Raw genomic sequence first — 17,771 nt, 5'->3', positions numbered from 1 at the left:
GTTTCCGTCCCGCCGACCGGGCTACGGCCGGCGGGACCCCATGCTCTTGGCGCCCCTGGTCCTCACCGCCGTCCTCGGCCTCCTGGCGTTCCTCACACCTCCCCAGGTCCCCTTCACCCGCCTCCTGCCCGCCGCGCCCGCGCTGGCCGCGTCGCTGTGGTCGGTGGCGGCCACCCTCGCGCTCGGCGTGGTGTGTCTGCTGGGCGTCGTCGCGTACGCCCTGTTCACCGACCACGACGGGACCTTCTACACCGCCGGTGCCATCGCCGCCGTCACGCTGGCCGCCGCCTACGCCAGCCACCTGCGCCTCCAGCGCGAGGACACGCTCGCCGAGGTCCGGGCCGTCGCCGACACCACCCAGCGCGTCCTGCTGCGGCCGGTCCCGCGGCGCATCGGATGCCTGGAGATCGAGACGCTGTACGTGGCCGCCGCGCCGCAGGCGAGGGTCGGGGGCGACTTCTACGCGGTGGTCGACACCGCGTACGGCGTCCGGCTGATCATCGGGGACGTACGGGGCAAGGGGCTGGACGCGGTCGGGGTGGCCTCGGCCGTGCTGGGCTCGTTCCGGGAGGCCGCGTACGACGCGCCGGACCTCGGCGGGCTCGCCCGGCGGCTGGACACCACCGTCGGCCGGTACGAGGCGACGGTCCCGGGCCCGGACTCGCCCGAACTCTTCGCCACCGCCGTCCTCGCCGAGATCCCCGCGCGCGGCACGCACGCGCGGATCCTCAGCTGCGGGCACCCGCCGGTCCTGCTGACGCACGACGGGCGGGTCCGCTCCCTCACGCCCCGGACGTCGTCGCCGCCCATCAACCTCGCGACGCTGCTGGGCGGCGCGTACCACGTGGAGGAGGTGCCCTTCGCCGCCGGTGACCAACTGCTCCTCTACACCGACGGCGTCACCGAGACGCGGGACGGCGACGGTGAGTTCTTCCCGCTCGCGGTGTGGGCGGGGGAGCGGACGTCCGTACCGCCGCGGCCGCTGCTCGACCACCTCTACCGGGCGCTGCTGCGGCACGGCGGCGGGAAACTGGACGACGACATCGCGGTCCTGGCCGTACGGACCACACCTCCGACGACACCCCGCACCACACCGGAAGCGGGGGTCGCGGCGCCGGGCGGGTGAGGGGCGGGCCGCGGGCGTGACGTCGCCCCGTGCCTGGGTGTGACGTCGCCCCGTGTCTGGGCGTGACGTCACCCCGTGCCTGGGCGTGACGTCGTCCCGCGCCCGCTGGCTTAGGGTGTCGGGAGCCGGACGAGGGGACGTACCACCATGCCTGCCAGCGGAGCTGTGACGCGCAGCACCTTGCGGCAGCAGATCGCGGACGCGCTGCGTGACGAAGTGCTCGCTGGGCGTTTGCTGCCGGGGCAGGAATTCACCGTCAAGCACATCGCCGAGCAGTACGGGGTCTCCGCGACGCCCGTGCGCGAGGCGCTCGTCGACCTCTCCGCGCAGGGTCTGCTCGACTCCGACCAGCACCGGGGCTTCCACGTCCACCAGTTCACCGTCGAGGACTTCCGGGGGATGGTCGAGGCGCGTTCGCTGGTCGTGGACGGCGTGGTCCGCAAGCTCGACGGCACGGGTCTGGCGACCCGCGCGCACGGCGAGTCCCTGGTGTCCGTACGGCGCAGGGCCGAGGAGGCCGCGCGGGCGGCCAGGGCCGGCGACCTGGACATCCTGATCGGGTACGACCTGCGCTTCTGGCGGGAGCTGGGCGGGCTGATCGCCAACCGTTACGTGTGTGAGTTCCTGCACCGGATGCGGGTGCAGGCCTGGGTGTTCTCGGTGCCGTTCCTGCGGGCGGACGCGGAGGGCGAGAAGTGGCTGTGGAGCGGACATGAACCACTGGTCGACGCGCTCACCCTGGGGGACGCCGGGGAGGTACGGGCGGTGATCGGGGCGTACGACGAGCACGCCCTGAGATGGGCGGACCGACTGGAAAGCACGCGCGGGTGAGCGGGGGCGGTCCGGGGGCGCCGGAGGGGCGGGGCGGGGCGGACGCGGAGACGGCCGGGCGGACCGTCGCCCTCTCCGTGGTCGTCCCCGCGTACAACGAGGAGGCGCGCCTGCGCCCCACCCTCGACGCCGTCCGCGCCCATCTCGGCGCCGATCCGGGCCGCTGGGGCGAGTGGGAACTGATCGTCGTGGACGACGGCTCGTCGGACGGTACGGTCGCGGTGGCCGAGGCCGCGGCCGCCGAGGAACCGCGCGTACGGGTGGTACGCAGCTCCGGCAACCACGGCAAGGGGCACGCGCTGCGCCTCGGCGTACTGGCCTCGTACGGCAGGCGCGTCCTGCTCACCGACGCGGACCTCGCGACGCCGATCGAGGAGCTGGACCGGCTGGACAAGCAGCTCAGCGAGCAGCACACAGGCGATGGTCCAGGCGGCGGCCCGGACGCCGGCCCCGGCGCCGCCATCGGCTCCCGCGCCCACCCCGACGCCCGGATCGAAGTGCGTCAGTGGGCGCTGCGCGAGTGGCTGGGCCGCCTCGGCAACCGCCTCATACAGGCCGTCGCGGTCGACGGCATAGCCGACACCCAGTGCGGCTTCAAGCTGTTCGACGGCGACCAGGCGCGCGCCGCGTTCGCCGCCTCCCGGCTGGACGGCTGGGGCATCGACGTCGAGATACTGCGGTACTTCCGGCGCGCGGGCTGGCCGGTGACGGAGGTCCCGGTGCGCTGGGCGCACCAACCGGGCTCCAAGGTACGGCCGTTGGACTACGGGCGGGTGCTGCTGGAGCTGGTACGCCTCAAGGCGGGCCGGTCGCGTTCGGCGCGCTGGGCGCGCAGGGCCCCCGGTCTGCGGCCCGTCGACCTGACGGTGACCGTCCTCTTCGTCCTCGCCGCGCTCGTCCTCTACAAGGGCCTCTGGAACGATCTCGGCCACTCCTACCTCGCCGACTCGGGGTCGGACCAGAACCAGTGGGAGTGGTTCTTCGCGGTCACCGCGGACAACGTGCGCCACCTCCACAACCCGCTCTTCACCACCTTCCAGAACTTCCCCGACGGCGTGAACCTCATGGCGAACACCGTCATGCTCGGCCTCTCCGTCCCCCTCACGCCCGTCACGCTGGTCTTCGGGCCGACCGTCACCTGGGCGCTGGTCCTGACCTTCGGGCTGGCGGCGACGGCGACGGCCTGGTACTGGCTGTTCGCGCGCCGGCTGGTACGCAACCGGTGGGCCGCGGCGCTCGGCGCGGCGCTGGCCGCGTTCGCGCCGCCGATGATGTCGCACGCGAACGCGCATCCGAACTTCCTGGTGCTGTTCATGATCCCGGTGATCATCGACCGGGCGCTGCGGCTGTGCGAGGCGGGTGCGGGTCCGGGTGGCGAGGCGGGTGCGGGGGGCGCCGGGGGCGAGAGCGGTGCCCCCCACCGCGTCGCCCGCGACGGCGTGCTCCTCGGCCTCTTCATGACGTACCAGATCTTCCTCGGCGAGGAACCGCTGCTGCTCGCCGTCATGGGCATGCTGCTCTTCGCGCTCGCGTACGCCGTCCAGCGCCGCGACGTCGCGAAGGCGTCGATCCGCCCGCTGCTGCGGGGGCTCGGGTACGCGCTCCAGGTGTGTCTGCCGCTGCTCGCGTTCCCGCTGTACTGGCAGTTCTTCGGCCCGCAGAGCTACCACAGCGTCCTGCACGGCGACAACGCCGGGAACAGCCCGCTCTCCTTCCTCCACTTCTCCGGCCGCGCGCTCTTCGGCACGGAGGCGACGGCCGACCCGCTGGCCATGAACCGTACCGAGCAGAACGCCTTCTACGGCTGGCCGTTGATCGCCCTGTCCGTGGGGCTGGTGGTGTGGCTGTGGCGGCTGGCGGTGGTGCGGGCGCTGGCGTGCACGGCGGTGGTCGCCGCCCTGCTCTCGCTGGGGCCGAAGGTACGGATCCCCTTCACGGACGTCGTGCTGACCGGCCCCTGGCGGGCCCTCGCGCACCAGCCGCTCTTCGAGTCGGTCATCGAGTCGAGGGTGGCGATGATCTGCGCCCCGGCGCTGGGCGCGCTGCTGGCGCTGGCGGCGGACCGGCTGGCGGACGCGGAGGCCGTCCCCCGGCGTACGGAACGGCTCGTCGGCCTGCTGGCGCTGGCGGCGGCGCTGATCCCGATCATTCCGACGCCGATGCCGGTACGGGAGCGCCCGGACGTGCCGGCGTTCATCGCGGACGGCACGTACCGCTCGTACGTCTCCCCGGGCGAGTCCGTCGTGCCCGTACCGCTGCCGGATTCCGGGGCGGCGGAGGCGCTGCACTGGCAGTCGGCGTCCGGGCTCGGCTTCTCGGTGCCGGGCGGGTACTTCAACGGGCCCTGGGGGCCGGACCGGGTGGGGATCTACGGGGCGTCCCCGCGCTTCACCTCGAACTGGCTGAGTGAGGTCCGTAACACCGGCCAGGTGCCGCCCATCGGGCCCGGGCAGCAGGCCCAGGCGCGATTCGACCTCGCGTTCTGGAAGGCGGGGGTGGTCGTGCTGGCGCCGCAGCCGAACGACGCGGCGCTGTACGAGACGGTGGAGAAGCTGCTGGGTGAGCCGGGGAGGCGGGTGGACGGGGTCTGGATCTGGGACCTGCCGCCTTCGGGGGCGGGGTCCTGAGGCGTACGGGGGCGGGCTCCCGCGACGTCGCCTGTAGGGGTTCCTGAGGCGGGTGACGCATAGTGAGGGAGCAAGGCCGGTCGACGGGAGAGAGCAAGGCCGGTCGACCGGCACCCTTCGCGGAACGTGCCCGCCGCACTACGCTGTCCCGACCATCGTGACCATCGCGCGCACGCGTACGAACTCGTTGGAGAGCGAGCCTCCCTTGGCCTGTGACCTGTGGTTGGTCCCCCTCGTCGATGTGCTGTGCCACAGCCCCGACAACCCCTTCGCCGATGAGATCGCCGTCTACGACAAGGCGCTCGGCGACGCCGGACTCCCCGCCGTCCCCGTTTTCGCCTATATGCCGGGCCTCTCGGGGGACGTCGCCCCCGTCGCCGGATTCGACTACGACGCGCTGCACTTCCTGCGGCGTGTGTACCTGCTCCAGGTGTGCGGCCTTGCGGTCACGCCGGTCGGTGAACTGGGCGGTGACTACGAGCAGTTGCTGGAGATGTTCGAGTCGACGGCCCAGCAGTCGCACCTGGTCTGGCACTACGACCACGCGGGCGCGTACGTCCCGGTGGACTTCGCCGTACCCCTGTCGAACGAGGAACTCCTCGCGGGCGGTGGCCCGCTGGGCTCCACGCACGGTCTGCTGCGGGAGCTCGAATTCGTCGCCGCGTCGATCGGGATCGACGCGGCCAACCCGCCCTCTCCCCCGACCCCGCCGGACCGGCCGACCTCCTTGGAGGAGCCGGCGAACCCGATTCCGTACGACGACAGCCCGTTCGCCAGGGAGCGTCATGTCTGGCTGGGGCTGCACGCGGCGGCCACGAGGAGTCTGGCGCAAGGCTCCATGATCATCTTCAGCTGACGGCGGCCGGGTGCCGGGTGCCCGGGTGCCGGGCGCCGGGGTGCCGGGGCGGGGGTCGGGCGAGCGCGCCGGCACCCGCCCCGGTCCCTTGCCGGCTCCGGGACCTCCTCCCGCCCCTTCTCCCGGCTCCCGCCCTTCTCCCGTCTCCCGCCCCCGCTCACCTCACCGGGGCGACTCCGGCGGCCGCTGGCGCGGCATGTTGGGGCGGGTGCCCGGGGGCAGGGGGAAACGCCCCGGTCCCGGCCCCGCGTCCTGCCGCCCGCCACCGCCCCCCAGGGACTGCATGACCAGCGGGGCGGGCCCCGACCGGAACTCCACCATCCAGTCCGCCGTCTCCGACCGAACTAACTCCGTCACGTCCTCGGAGAAGCGCCGCAACACGTTCAGGCAGCGCTCCGCCGCCTCGCTCGCGGTGCCCTCGGCCGGGCCCAGCACCTCCCGTACGCTCTCCGACGCCCAGTCGAACTGGAACGTCTGGAGCCGGCGCTGCACCGCCTGGGCCGTCGCGACCGACCGCATCCACCCGGACGTGAACCCGAAGTACCGGTCGCAGCCCACGCAGGCCGCGCCCAGCAGGAGCGAGACGTACCCCCAGCCCGCGGCCCCGGGGAGCGCGCGGGTCAGGTCCAGCAGCGGCAGGGCCGTACCCGCGACCACCGCGCACGCCGTGGCGGCGCGCAGGACGCGTGCGGCGCGCCGTTTCCGTACCCGGTCGGCGAGGTACCAGGCGACCGTACGCAGGGCTCCGTTCTCGGCCCACCGGTACAGCTCGTCCAGCCGCTCCGCCGGCTCGTTCCAGTCGCCGAGGGGGAAGGGGCCGCCGGTGAGATCACCGACGGGCGGGCCGGGGGCGGTGCTTCCGTTTCCGCGCCCATTGCCGTTTCCGTCGCTGTCGCCGTTCCCGTTCCCGTTCCCGTTCCCGTTCCCGTTCCCGGGCTGGGGGGCGTACGCGTCGGCGGGATCAGGGCGGCCGGGGTCCGCTCTGCTCTGCGCGTCCGAGGGGTGGTCGGGCGGGTCGGGCCGGTTCGACGCGTCGTGGCGGTTCGACGGGTACGAGTGGTCCGAGGGGTCCTCCTCCCGGGCGGGGCCTCCGGGCTGCATCTCCGGCTGGCTCACCGGGGTACTCCTCTGCGGTCTGCTGTGACGGATCTTCGGACACACATCGTGACAATGTGTGACGCTGTGACGACGGGTGTTGACGCGCATGCACTTCCTACCGCCGAATGGCGGGCCGGAGGCTCGAAATCCGGGGGTTTCCGCCCGCGCGGCCGTGTTGATCAGGTAGAGGAGCCCGGAGCACTCACTCGAAAGAGTTGGTCCCCATGGGGTAGGGCGCGCTGCTCGGGGACCACGTAGGCTCGCCTTACAGATGAAAACGTCCTCGAAATGCCAGGAGTGACCGTGATTCCCGGTGGTGGTCAGCCGAACATGCAGCAGCTCCTCCAGCAGGCCCAGAAGATGCAGCAGGAGCTGGCACAGGCACAGGAAGAGCTCGCGGCGACCGAGGTCGACGGGCAGGCGGGCGGTGGCCTCGTGAAGGCCACGGTCAACGGCTCCGGTGAGCTGCGTGCCCTCGTCATCGACCCGAAGGCCGTGGACCCGGACGACACGGAGACGCTCGCGGACCTTGTCGTCGCCGCGGTGCACGCCGCGAACGAGAACGCGCACCAGCTCCAGCAGCAGAAGCTGGGCCCGCTGGCGCAGGGCCTGGGCGGGATGCCGGGCCTGCCCTTCTGAAGGCACAGGAGCACCAACTACGGTACGTACGTACACCATATGTACGTACAACGTGCGTACGACCCAGCACGCACAGCAGACAGCACTGCACGGCACTGCACAGCACCGAGCGCAGACGCGGCACCAGGAAAGGCAATCCGTTGTACGAAGGCGTGGTTCAGGGCCTCATCGACGAACTGGGCAGGCTGCCCGGCGTCGGCCCCAAGAGTGCGCAACGGATCGCCTTCCACATCCTCCAGGCCGAGCAGACCGACGTCCGCCGCCTCGCCCACGCCCTCCTCGAGGTCAAGGACAAGGTCAGGTTCTGCGCGGTGTGCGGCAATGTCGCGCAGGAGGAGCTGTGCGGGATCTGCCGTGACGTCCGCCGGGACGTGACGGTGATCTGCGTGGTGGAGGAACCGAAGGACGTCGTCGCGGTGGAGCGTACGCGCGAGTTCCGGGGGAAATACCACGTCCTCGGCGGGGCGATCAGCCCGATCGAGGGCGTGGGCCCGGACGATCTGCGGATCCGCGAGCTGCTCACCCGCCTCGCGGACGGCACGGTCACGGAGCTGATCCTGGCGACGGACCCGAATCTGGAAGGCGAGGCGACGGCGACGTACCTCGCCCGCATGATCAAACCGATGGGCCTGCGGGTCACACGCCTGGCCAGCGGTCTCCCCGTGGGGGGCGACCTCGAATATGCCGACGAGGTCACGCTGGGGCGTGCCTTCGAGGGGAGACGACTTCTCGATGTCTGACGCAACGCTGCACGCGGTTCATCAGGATCCGGACGATTTCGCGGTCCAGATCGCCGACCAGATCGAGAGCTTCATCGTCGCGGTCACGGAGGTCGCCAAGGGCGACGAGCCGGACAGCGCCGTACCGTTCCTGTTGCTGGAGTTCTCCCAGCTCCTGCTGGCGGGCGGCCGGCTCGGGGCGCACGAGGACATCCTCCCCGACGAGCGGTACGAGCCGGACCTCGGCCCGGAGCCGGACACGGACGACCTGCGCGAGCGGTTCGCCCTGCTCCTGGAGCCGATCGACGTCTACTCGGAGGTCTTCGACCCGTACGAGCCGAGGAAGGCGCCGGTCGCGGCGCGGATCTCGGACGACATCGCGGGGGTGGTGGCGGACCTGCGCCACGGCCTGGCGCACTACCGCGCGGGGCGGACGACCGAGGCGATGTGGTGGTGGCAGTTCTCGTACTTCTCGAACTGGGGCTCCACGGCCTCGGCCACCCTCCGCGCCCTCCACTCCCTGGTCGCCCACGTCCGCCTGGACCAGCCGCTCCCGGCCCTGGACGGCCTGGACACGGACCAGGACCTCAGCGAGGACGCGGAGGACGCGCTGGCGGAGGAGGCGGGCCGGGTGATGGCGGAGGAGATCGGCGGACCGCTGGGGCTGGGGGCACGGCCGGCGAGGTCGTAGATACGGGGATGGTGTTCCTCACGCTCTGTTGGCCTTGGAGGACGGACCCGCGCTAATGTCACGCTGAGCGACGGTGTGAACGCGCACCGCGACGGATGTGGCGCGGGAGTGCGACGGTGCGGTACTCGGCGGGATGGCAGCAGGTATTCGCCCTGTCGGGACAGGGGACGGACCCATCCGTACCCCTGTCACCCCCGTTCGCGGATCCGCGCGGGCTGCGACACACCACCGGCCCGTGGACGAGCGCGTCCGGTACGGCGAACACCCTGCGGACGAACGCGGAACGGAGCCGCGCCCGCCTGCGCCCGGCGCACGAGGGCATGGTGGCCGGCGGACGGGGACTGTCGGCGGTGGCGGCGGCCACGGCGGTACTGGCCTCCTGGGAGGAACGCCTCGCCGCGGTGCGGGGTGAATGCGCCTACCTGGCGGGGGCGTTGAACCAGGTGGGCAGGGAGCTGGGGGAGACGGACGCGGCGGTGGGCTCCGCGCTCCGGGTGGTCAGGGCACGCGGATGACGACCGGCTCCCTCCTGACCTGGCAGCGTTTACGGGACCTGAAACCCTCGGAGTTCGAGGACGCGGGCGACGGCTGGCACGAGGTGTCGGCGCGGGCCGAGGCGGACCGGGACGCGGTGGACCGGGCGATGACGGCGAAACTGCGGGAGACGCAGGAGAGCGAGTCGGCGCGGGCGGCGATCGCGAGGCTGCGCCGCCTGAGCCGGAACTACCAGTACGTGCACACCGAGGCGGCGCTGATCAGGACGACGCTGAACGGCCTGTCGGCCGAACTGACGCGCGCGCAGGGGGAGCTGACGGAGGCGCTGGAGGACGCGGCGTCGCTCGGGTTCACGGTCCAGCCGGACGGCGCGGTGAACTACCCCCCGGCGGAGGCGGACACGTACCTGGGAGGCGGGCTGGGCGCGGGGAGGGCTCCGGGAGGCGGAGCAAGGGGTAACGCGACGCAGGCGCTCCAACTCCCCGGCCTGACAGACGAATACACAGCGCCCTTACGGACGGACGCTCCCGCCCCCAACCCGAACGCGGCGAAGGCCCAAGCCATCGCGGACCGCATCGCGAGGGCGGTGAGATCGGCGACGGAAATCGACGACCGCTACACCCGGGCCCTGAACAACCTCAAGGCCGCGAAAGGCCTGGACGTCACCGAAGCAACGCTGTCGGACACCACCCGAGACACGGCAACGGTCCGCGAAACGGCGGAACGCTACCTGGAACGCGGCATCCCGTCGGAGCGGTCGCCCCAGGCGATCCACGCGTGGTGGACCTCTCTGACGGAGGAACAACGCAACGACTACATGGAGGTCGCCCCCGACCTGATCGGCAACCTGGACGGCATCCCGTCCCTGTCCCGGGACGAGGCGAACCGCCACTACCTCCCGCTCCTCATCGACCAGTTGGAGAAACAGGGCGGCGAGGACGCGAGGGCGAAGCTGGAGGGCCTTCGGGGAATCGAGAAGAGGCTGAACGAGCCCAGCCGTGTGCCGATGTTCCTGCTCGGCATCGGAACAGAGGGAAACGGCCGCGCGATCGTGGCATTCGGCAACCCGGACACATCGCGGAACGTGTCGGCGTACGTGCCGGGGCTCGGCACGAAGCTCGATGGGGAGTTCGCGGAGGGCACGCTCCAGCGAGGCCAGGACACTGCGTTGTACGCCCGGAAGTACGACAAGTCCAGCGCGGCCATTGTGTGGCTCGGCTATGACGCCCCACAGAGCGCGGATGTCATGGGTGAGGGCGACGCGAAGCGGGGAGCCCCCGCCTACAACAGCTTCATGGACGGGTTGGTCGCCACCAATGACCATAGGGATCCACATCTGACCGCGATCGGCCACTCCTACGGCTCTTTCACCGTTGGCACCGCAGCCCAACGGGACAGCGGTATTCCAGGAGCGGACGACATCATCCTGCTCGGAAGTCCTGGTGTCGGAGCAGACAGAGCGGAGGCTCTCGGCGTGGGCAGGAGCCATGTCTTCGTCGGAGCCGCCGAGAACGACCCGGTGACCAGACTTCCCTCCGGCCAGCAGAGCGTGGCGGGCGGGGCGGGGTATCTCTTGGCCGGCCCGCTGGGCGCGGTTGTCGCAGGAGATCTCGCCGACCAACACGACGACGACCTCTGGTTCGGCAAGGATCCGGCCAGCGAGGCATTCGGGGCCAGGCGCTTCCGAGTCGGCGATGGGCCGCACCCTGTCACCGAACTGGGCCTCTTTGAGGCGCATTCCCAGTACTTCACGCCAGGAAAGGACCTCGTGTCGACGAACAACATCTCCAAGATCGTGGCCGGAAAATCCGACGAGATTGTCGAGGAGGTCCGGCGGTGACGCGCTTCGGCACACGAACCGCCCTCCTCTTCTCGACGGCTCTGCTGATCGCGGGCTGCGGAGTTCTGGAGCAGGAAGGGAAAGGCGAAGGGGCAGCCATGGATATGCAAGAGGCGGCCGAGCGTTCGGATTCCATGCTCGACGCGACGATGGAGGCCATTCGACCGGCCGTGCGCTGGGCCCACGATGACACGACGTCTGGTAGCTGCGACCTGTCGCGGCGGCGCACGGTGATGACGATCATCTCCGAAGAGCGGCGGGGGAGCTTCCTCGGAGTGGTCGAGCGGTTCTGGAAGAAGACGGGTTACGAGATCACCTCGGTGGACAGCAGCAGGAAATTTCCTGCGATCTTCGCCGAGACGTCCGACGGCTTCCAGCTGGCGTTGACGATCGGCGACAAGGGCCAGGCGTTCTTCGAGGTAGCCACCCCATGCGTGGACCGCTCCGACGTCGCCGAGCCCACCACCCCACCCAACGGCCCCGCCTACGAAGGCGTCGAGATCCCGTACCCCAACGTCCACTCGGACTTCTGGTCGGCGCCCCCCCGCCAACTGAACGCGTGCGCCGCACCCGCCGCGCACGCGATCCCGCAGGTCGGCCCGGGGCTTGAGCCTCGGGTTTCGGGTCTCGGGGCTCGGGCTCTTCCCATAGGAGTGGGAGGTGGTGGGAACCCAACCTCCCGCCCAAGTCCCTCGCGGACCAGGCGAGATGACTTTCCGTGCTCGGCTTGCGCCGCAGCGTGGTGACCGTTTAGCGTTCGGAGCATTGAACGGCCCCGGCCGGTGCGCCAACACCGGGCCCCGGGGCCTGACCAACGAATCGATTGCGACTTCGATCGTGGCTTTCACCGACTTTAGTGCTGCCCTGCCCGCGCCCGCACACCCCCCGGCCAATCCCGGGTACGGGAAGCGCTGTGCGCCCGACCAATGCCCGCGCGGCGAGGCCGACTTCGTACATCTGCGCACGAGGGAAGCGGCGATCGCCGCGTACATCGATCGTCTGCCCGAGGGGGCCGCGATCGGGTACAAGGCCCTCGCGGCGAACATCGCCGACTACGGCCAGCAGGCGTGCGGCAAGGCGCTGAACTTCCTCTCCGACGCCGGGCATCTGCGGCGCGTGAAGGAGCATCTGCGGCTGGAGGACAACAGCTTCCGCTGGGTGACGCACACGTATTTCTCGCGTACGTCCAGGGATGACGCGTGGTGGACCGCGTTTGTGCAGCGGTTGCACGGAGTTGACGTCACTGAGCTGGAGCGCCGGAAGAAGGCGGCGGAGGCCGCGCCCGTTCACAACGCGTCCAAGCACGACGTGCCCATTCACGACGGGTCCGTTCGGACCGAACCCGTACCGCCCGCTGCCGCGCCCGCGCCCGCGTTCGCATCCGCGCTCGTACAGCCGGCCGCCGTACCCGTACCCCTACGGCCCGCCCCCTCGGAGGCGTACCGCATCCTCGCCCGGCTCGGGCGCACCGAGCCCCGTATGACCCTGTCCGCCCGCGAGTGCGCCGCGCTCGAATCCCTCGCCGCCGAGTGGCTGGCGCGGGGGGCGTCGCCCGATCACCTGGTGCGTTCGCTGACCGCGGGGCTGCCGCAGCCGTTGCGCAGCCCGGGGGCGATCGCCCGTACCCGACTGGAGAACAAGATGCCGCCCGAGCCGTTCCACGCCCCCGCCCACGTCAATCTCGCGGTCATGGTCTGCATGACCTGCGACGTCGCCGACAACGTGAAGCCGCTGATCCGGGGCGTGTGCCTGGACTGCCGCGAGGAGATGGCGGCGTACGACGCGGCCGAGGACGCGGGCGTGGTCGTCGACCGCGTACCGGACACGTTCCTCGCCGTCCCCGCCCAGGTGAACGTCGCCCGCCGCGCCGACGAGTGCCGAGCCATGGCGGGCTTCAAGGCCCGCCCGATTCCGCAGCAGATGCACGCGCCTCTCGGTCAGGCGAGGGCGGAATGAGCGTGCGGGAGAGCCTGGTCGGGGCACCATGGAGGGGAGGAGGCGACGCCATGACCCCCAGTACCGCTGACCGGCCCCAGATGTCGATCGAGGTATTCGAAGAGCTTGCCTGCCACGCGCCCGAAACGGTGCGGCTGGAGTTCATCAAGGGAAAGGTCCAGGTCAAGGCCGCGCCGGACGGTAACCACAACGAGATCGTGAAGTGGTTGCAGAAGCAGTGCATCCAGCACAGGCCCGAGCTGTGGCTCTATGCGGAGCAAGGGCTGAAGGTCGATTCGTACCGCAACGGGCGGGCCCGGCCGGACGGGACACTCGCGCCCGACGACCACTTCGTCGGCGCCGGGGAGTGGGCCGCACCCGACGGTGTGCTGTTGGTCGCCGAGGTCACGTCGTACGACGCCGATACCGGTAGTCGCGACCGCGTCGAGAAGCCCGACGGGTACGCGGCTGCCGGGATCCCCGTCTATCTGCTCGTCGACAGGGACGCGTCTTCTGTCACGGTCCACTCGGAACCGGAGAACGGCGTGTACCGGGCTGTCACCACCCGGCCCTTCGGCGCTCTTGTCGAACTCCCCGACCCCGTCGGCTTCACCCTCGACACGGAGAAGCTCAAGCACTACGCGGATTGAGTGCCGCCCGAGTGCCGCCCGGGGTGCGCGGCCACCCGTTCCGGCCGGTTTCTGACGGGTGTTGAACTCTGGGGATCTCGGGGCCGTATGTCTGGTGGGGGTGGGCGGGGTGACCTTGGCTGCTCCCGGCGTACTGGATCGGCACGTACGGCCGTACATCTGTGCGGTCGTGCACTCGGCCCCGACACGGAATGGACTCGATCGTGACTGCTTCTTCGGCTAGTTCGACCGGCACCTCCCGACCGACCTGGCGCGTGCGCCTCACCGCCGTCGCCGTGGGGACCCTCGCCGCGGGGGCTCTTGTCCTCACCGGTGGGGTTTCCGGGAACACGGCGAACGCCACCAGCGCTGTCGCCCCCGCAGTCGCCCCTGCCGCCGCCCCCGCCGTCGTCAACTGCCCTTCCGTCTCGTGCCGTTCGCTCGTCTCCGGGCTCGGTGAACCCGTCACCTCCGTGCTCGACGCGAGCGGCAACGCGTACATCACGTACGCCGGCGGCGACCTCCGCAAGGTCGTCCTCGCCACCGGTGCCACGACCACCGTCGCCAAGGGCCTCGGCAATCTCCGCGGGGTGGACCTGGACGGTGACGGCAGTGCGTACGTCGGTGACTTCGACGGGAATCTGCGGAAGGTGAACCTCGCCACTGGTTCGCAGGAGTTGCTCGCCGGCGGGCTGGGGCCGCTGCACGGCATCGTCCACAGTGCGGCGGGTGTCACGTACGCGACCGGCAGTGCCGGGAAGTTGTACGAGGTACGGGCGGGGCAGCCCGTACGCGTCGTCGCCGCCGGCCTCGGCCTCTCCCAGGGCATCGCGCTCGACGGCAAGGGCCGCGCCTACACCGCCGACATGATGACCGGGCGCATCCTCCAGACCGACCTGACCACCGGCGCGGTCAAGAGCCTCGCCAGGGAGCAGTACGAGCCCACGTCCATCTCCGTCGGGAGCGACGGGCAGGTGTACTTCGCCGTGGGTTCCGAGGTGACCCGGCTGGATCCGGTCACCGGCGAGGCCGTCGAGATCGCCACCCTGCGCGGTCTCAACTCCGTCTTCTTCAGGGTCGACAGGAACGGGGACGCCTACGCGACCGATGTCGTCAGCGGCGGTGGCTCGCTCTGGAAGATCACGGGTCTGGTGGGGTAGTTCCCCGGACGGGGTCGGGTAGGGGGTCGGGTAGCTTGGTTGCGCATTGAACAAACTTTGTCGGATTCGTCGGAATGGACTCGATCGCCCATGCCTGTCCGTGTGAAACGTAGGAAACGTGTGACGCGCGTGGCACGCGCGACCGGCCCGACGACCGCGCCCGCCTGCACGACCCTCTCCACCGCCGCGTTCCCCACGACGCGCCGTACCGAACACGCCCGGCGCGTACGCCGTACCGCCCTCGCCATGGGCGCGCTCACCGCGCGGAGCCTGGTCGGGGCCGGCGCCGTACTGGTGCGAGCGGTGGCGAAGGGCGCGGCGGACACCCCCGTACCCGCGCTCTCCGCCGCCGCCAACCAGCCCCACACCGGCGCGAACCCGTCCCGGCGCGGTGCCGGGACGGGCTGCGACCTCTGCCGGGAGGCGATCAGCCGAGCTTGGCCAGCTGCGCGTCGATGATGTCCTTGGGCTGCTTGCTGTCGCCGCCGCCCAGGCTGAGCGACATGAACGTCGCGAGCAGGCCCTCCTTGCGCACCGCCACCAGCGGGGACGAGGTGGTCTCGCCCTCCACCTCCGAGGTCACGGTGAAGGCGACCGCCTCGTCGCCGGCCGTGTAGGTGGCCGGGGCGACCTTCGTGACCTTCGTCTTCTCCCCGTCGGCGGTGTACGTGAAGCCTCCCGCGCACGCCTTGCCCGCCGCGCTCAGCGCCTCCAGCGCCTCCGGGGCGCCCTGACCGGCGTACGAGTTGAGGGTCTCGGCGGCCATCGTCATGTCGCCGAGGGCGGCCAGCGCGTCCTCGGGCGACGCGTCGGCGCCCGGCTTCTCCGGGACGCTCGTGAACCGGACGGGCGAGGACGCGGCGGGCTTGCCCAACGGGCGGAAGCCCAGCACGTCGACCAGCGGGGTGCACGCCTCGTTGTCGGTGGTGATGCCCTTCCCGATGGCGATCTCGGCCGCGGACGCCTTGGCGATCTTGTAACCCTTCACATCTCCCTCGGCCAGCACCAGCTTGTCCAGCTCGGCCTGGGACAGGGCGGTGGCGTCGGCCGCGTCCGCCGCCGGCTTGGCCGCGGCGCTCGACGTGGACTTGTCGGCGGTCTTGCCGGCCTTCTTGTCGGAGTCGGCCGCGCTGTCGTCGGAGCCGCCGCAGGCACTGACCAGCAGGGCGAGCGAGAGCGCGGACGCGGCGACGGCGGTACGGCGGACGAGGGCGCTGCCCGCGAGGGTGGTACGGGCCGCGGCGGCACGGGCGGTGGTGGTGCGGGCAGTGCTGGTGGTGCTGCGCATGAAACGGTTCCTCTGTGTCTCGGTGAACAACGGTCCCCCCGCCCGACGTTCACCGTTCGGCGACACGCAGATGCTGGCGGAATTCTGTTGGTCGACCGAAAGTACGTTTCTTTGCCGTCCCATGATCAAGAAATGAGACCCGCCTCGGTGATTGTGATGCTCACGCAACGCCAGAGCCGTCCGATCGAGACGCGTTCCCGTACAACCCTCGCGTACGGCCTTCGTGTACGACCCTCCGGCCACCCTGTGGTCGCTTCGGCTCGTCGCTCTGCGGTGTGACGTGGGTTACGTTCCGCGTGGCCCCGGTGATCGCGGGCATGCATCCCCACCGAGCGGCCGCGCCCGTACCCCGGTGATCATTCAGTGAGCGGGACATCTCACGATGTGATATAGGCGGGGCGTCGTACGGCCGCTCGTTAGACTGAGCCGACAGTAGTGATGGATTGAGCGAGGAGCGCACGTGGGCCTTGTCGTGCAGAAGTACGGAGGCTCCTCCGTAGCCGATGCCGAGGGCATCAAGCGGGTCGCCAAGCGAATCGTCGACGCCAAGAAGAACGGCCACCAGGTCGTCGTCGTGGTCTCGGCGATGGGCGACACGACGGACGAGCTGATCGATCTCGCCGAGCAGGTGTCCCCGATCCCTGCCGGGCGCGAGTTCGACATGCTGCTGACCGCGGGAGAGCGCATCTCCATGGCGCTGCTGGCCATGGCGATCAAAAACCTGGGCCACGAGGCCCAGTCGTTCACCGGCAGCCAGGCGGGCGTCATCACCGACTCGGTCCACAACAAGGCGCGCATCATCGATGTCACGCCGGGCCGGATCCGTACCGCGCTGGACGAGGGCAACATCGCCATCGTGGCCGGATTCCAGGGCGTGTCCCAGGACAAGAAGGACATCACCACCCTGGGGCGGGGCGGTTCCGACACCACCGCCGTCGCCCTCGCGGCCGCGCTGGACGCCGAGGTCTGCGAGATCTACACCGACGTCGACGGCGTCTTCACCGCCGACCCGCGGGTCGTGACGAAGGCCCGCAAGATCGAGTGGATCTCGTTCGAGGACATGCTGGAGCTGGCGAGTTCCGGCTCGAAGGTGCTGCTGCACCGCTGTGTCGAGTACGCGCGCCGCTACAACATCCCGATCCACGTCCGCTCGTCCTTCTCGGGGCTGCCGGGCACGTGGGTCAGCCACGAACCGCTCAATCGCGAACCGCTCAGTCACGAACCGCAAGGGGACCGCAAGGTGGAGCAGGCCATCATCTCCGGTGTCGCCCACGACACCTCCGAGGCGAAGATCACGGTCGTCGGCGTCCCCGACAAGCCCGGCGAGGCCGCCACGATCTTCCGCGCCATCGCGGACAACGAGATCAACATCGACATGATCGTGCAGAACGTGTCCGCCGCGGCGACCGGTCTGACCGACATCTCCTTCACGCTGCCCAAGTCCGAGGGGCGCAAGGCGATCGACGCGCTGGAGAAGACGAAGGCGAAGATCGGCTTCGACTCGCTGCGGTACGACGACCAGATCGCCAAGATCTCGCTGGTCGGCGCCGGCATGAAGACCAACCCGGGGGTGACCGCGGGCTTCTTCGAGGCGCTGTCGAACGCGGGCGTGAACATCGAGCTGATCTCGACCAGTGAGATCCGCATCTCGGTCGTCACCCGTGCGGACGAGGTGACGGAGGCGGTACGTGCCGTGCACACCGCCTTCGGCCTCGACAGCGACTCCGACGAGGCCGTGGTGTACGGCGGCACCGGACGATGAGCGGTGGCATCCGACGGTGAGCGGTGGCACCCGATGACGAACGAAGGCACGCGGCGATGAACGAAGGCACCCTGC

General features: G+C 70.6%; 17 protein-coding genes. 15 read left to right on the top strand and 2 right to left on the bottom strand.

All coding sequences use genetic code 11. The annotated features are described in order from the left end of the window. The first annotated feature begins 40 nt into the window (after window positions 1–40). From ACIODU_RS01075 to ACIODU_RS01060, 4 genes are all read left to right on the top strand, one after another. Window positions 41–1,126 carry a PP2C family protein-serine/threonine phosphatase gene (locus ACIODU_RS01075; RefSeq protein WP_401762451.1) on the top strand — a complete coding sequence of 362 codons (1,086 nt, stop codon included), beginning with the start codon at window positions 41–43 and terminating at the stop codon, window positions 1,124–1,126. Between the two features lie 147 nt (window positions 1,127–1,273). Next, window positions 1,274–1,957, top strand: coding sequence for a GntR family transcriptional regulator (locus ACIODU_RS01070; protein WP_401762449.1), 684 nt, complete (start codon window positions 1,274–1,276; stop codon window positions 1,955–1,957). Beyond that, window positions 1,924–4,584: a dolichyl-phosphate beta-glucosyltransferase gene (locus ACIODU_RS01065; protein WP_401762446.1), complete on the top strand. Its 2,661-nt coding sequence runs from the start codon at window positions 1,924–1,926 to the stop codon at window positions 4,582–4,584. Before ACIODU_RS01070 ends, ACIODU_RS01065 begins: the two co-directional genes overlap by 34 nt. Window positions 4,585–4,789: 205 nt before the next feature. Beyond that, the gene (locus ACIODU_RS01060) at window positions 4,790–5,440 is read left to right on the top strand and encodes a hypothetical protein (RefSeq protein ID WP_161311312.1); all 651 of its coding nucleotides are present in this window, start codon (window positions 4,790–4,792) and stop codon (window positions 5,438–5,440) included. 162 nt (window positions 5,441–5,602) lie between these two features. Here the strand turns inward: ACIODU_RS01060 and ACIODU_RS01055 are convergent, their stop codons facing one another. Continuing rightward, a complete protein-coding gene (locus tag ACIODU_RS01055; RefSeq protein WP_401762443.1) occupies window positions 5,603–6,556 on the bottom strand; it encodes an SLATT domain-containing protein in 954 nt (317 codons plus the stop codon). A gap of 285 nt (window positions 6,557–6,841) precedes the next feature. On the opposite strand from ACIODU_RS01055, the gene ACIODU_RS01050 reads away from it, so the two are divergent. The 10 genes from ACIODU_RS01050 to ACIODU_RS01005 all read left to right on the top strand — a co-directional run bounded on the left by ACIODU_RS01050 (window position 6,842) and on the right by ACIODU_RS01005 (window position 15,105). Next, window positions 6,842–7,177, top strand: a complete 336-nt coding sequence (locus ACIODU_RS01050; RefSeq protein WP_161311310.1) for a YbaB/EbfC family nucleoid-associated protein — start codon at window positions 6,842–6,844, stop codon at window positions 7,175–7,177. 140 nt (window positions 7,178–7,317) lie between these two features. Beyond that, entirely contained in the window at window positions 7,318–7,917 is a 600-nt protein-coding gene (gene recR, locus ACIODU_RS01045) for a recombination mediator RecR (protein WP_161311300.1), read from the top strand. Then, window positions 7,910–8,587 (top strand): DUF5063 domain-containing protein, encoded by a 678-nt coding sequence (locus tag ACIODU_RS01040; RefSeq protein ID WP_356421065.1) that lies wholly within the window; start codon window positions 7,910–7,912, stop codon window positions 8,585–8,587. The genes recR and ACIODU_RS01040 overlap by 8 nt, the downstream gene beginning before the upstream one ends. A gap of 116 nt (window positions 8,588–8,703) precedes the next feature. After that, window positions 8,704–9,102, top strand: coding sequence for a hypothetical protein (locus tag ACIODU_RS01035; protein WP_401762439.1), 399 nt, complete (start codon window positions 8,704–8,706; stop codon window positions 9,100–9,102). Beyond that, window positions 9,099–10,922 (top strand): alpha/beta hydrolase, encoded by a 1,824-nt coding sequence (locus ACIODU_RS01030; RefSeq protein ID WP_401762436.1) that lies wholly within the window; start codon window positions 9,099–9,101, stop codon window positions 10,920–10,922. Before ACIODU_RS01035 ends, ACIODU_RS01030 begins: the two co-directional genes overlap by 4 nt. Beyond that, the gene (locus tag ACIODU_RS01025) at window positions 10,919–11,668 is read left to right on the top strand and encodes a hypothetical protein (protein WP_401762433.1); all 750 of its coding nucleotides are present in this window, start codon (window positions 10,919–10,921) and stop codon (window positions 11,666–11,668) included. The genes ACIODU_RS01030 and ACIODU_RS01025 overlap by 4 nt, the downstream gene beginning before the upstream one ends. Before the next feature lie 91 nt (window positions 11,669–11,759). Beyond that, entirely contained in the window at window positions 11,760–12,878 is a 1,119-nt protein-coding gene (locus ACIODU_RS01020) for a hypothetical protein (protein WP_401762430.1), read from the top strand. A gap of 50 nt (window positions 12,879–12,928) precedes the next feature. Beyond that, window positions 12,929–13,507: a Uma2 family endonuclease gene (locus tag ACIODU_RS01015; RefSeq protein WP_401762428.1), complete on the top strand. Its 579-nt coding sequence runs from the start codon at window positions 12,929–12,931 to the stop codon at window positions 13,505–13,507. Between the two features lie 254 nt (window positions 13,508–13,761). Further along, complete coding sequence (locus ACIODU_RS01010; protein ID WP_401762425.1) at window positions 13,762–14,646, top strand: hypothetical protein; 885 nt, start codon at window positions 13,762–13,764, stop codon at window positions 14,644–14,646. A gap of 129 nt (window positions 14,647–14,775) precedes the next feature. Further along, the gene (locus ACIODU_RS01005; protein ID WP_401762423.1) at window positions 14,776–15,105 is read left to right on the top strand and encodes a hypothetical protein; all 330 of its coding nucleotides are present in this window, start codon (window positions 14,776–14,778) and stop codon (window positions 15,103–15,105) included. On the opposite strand, the gene ACIODU_RS01000 is transcribed toward ACIODU_RS01005, so the two are convergent. After that, window positions 15,074–15,934: a hypothetical protein gene (locus ACIODU_RS01000; protein ID WP_401762422.1), complete on the bottom strand. Its 861-nt coding sequence runs from the start codon at window positions 15,932–15,934 to the stop codon at window positions 15,074–15,076. The genes ACIODU_RS01005 and ACIODU_RS01000 overlap by 32 nt on opposite strands. 460 nt (window positions 15,935–16,394) lie before the next feature. Between ACIODU_RS01000 and ACIODU_RS00995 the strand changes: the two genes are divergently transcribed. Continuing rightward, window positions 16,395–17,696 carry an aspartate kinase gene (locus ACIODU_RS00995; RefSeq protein WP_161311291.1) on the top strand — a complete coding sequence of 434 codons (1,302 nt, stop codon included), beginning with the start codon at window positions 16,395–16,397 and terminating at the stop codon, window positions 17,694–17,696. Window positions 17,697–17,771 lie beyond the last annotated feature (75 nt).

Origin of the sequence: Streptomyces sp. NPDC088261, from assembly GCF_044740805.1 — a bacterium.
Taxonomy (GTDB): domain Bacteria; phylum Actinomycetota; class Actinomycetes; order Streptomycetales; family Streptomycetaceae; genus Streptomyces.
Note: the sequence above shows the minus strand (reverse complement) of the source record. Positions and strands in the feature narration are given on the sequence as shown.

Bases quoted from the DNA above. Each gene is read 5' to 3' on its own strand.
- ACIODU_RS01075 (WP_401762451.1), top strand. From the start codon at position 41: ATGCTCTTGGCGCCCCTGGTCCTCACCGCCGTCCTCGGCCTCCTGGCG.
- ACIODU_RS01070 (WP_401762449.1), top strand. From the start codon at position 1,274: ATGCCTGCCAGCGGAGCTGTGACGCGCAGCACCTTGCGGCAGCAGATC.
- ACIODU_RS01065 (WP_401762446.1), top strand. From the start codon at position 1,924: ATGGGCGGACCGACTGGAAAGCACGCGCGGGTGAGCGGGGGCGGTCCG.
- ACIODU_RS01040 (WP_356421065.1), top strand. From the start codon at position 7,910: ATGTCTGACGCAACGCTGCACGCGGTTCATCAGGATCCGGACGATTTC.
- ACIODU_RS01030 (WP_401762436.1), top strand. From the start codon at position 9,099: ATGACGACCGGCTCCCTCCTGACCTGGCAGCGTTTACGGGACCTGAAA.
- ACIODU_RS01015 (WP_401762428.1), top strand. From the start codon at position 12,929: ATGACCCCCAGTACCGCTGACCGGCCCCAGATGTCGATCGAGGTATTC.
- ACIODU_RS01000 (WP_401762422.1), bottom strand. From the start codon at position 15,934: ATGCGCAGCACCACCAGCACTGCCCGCACCACCACCGCCCGTGCCGCC.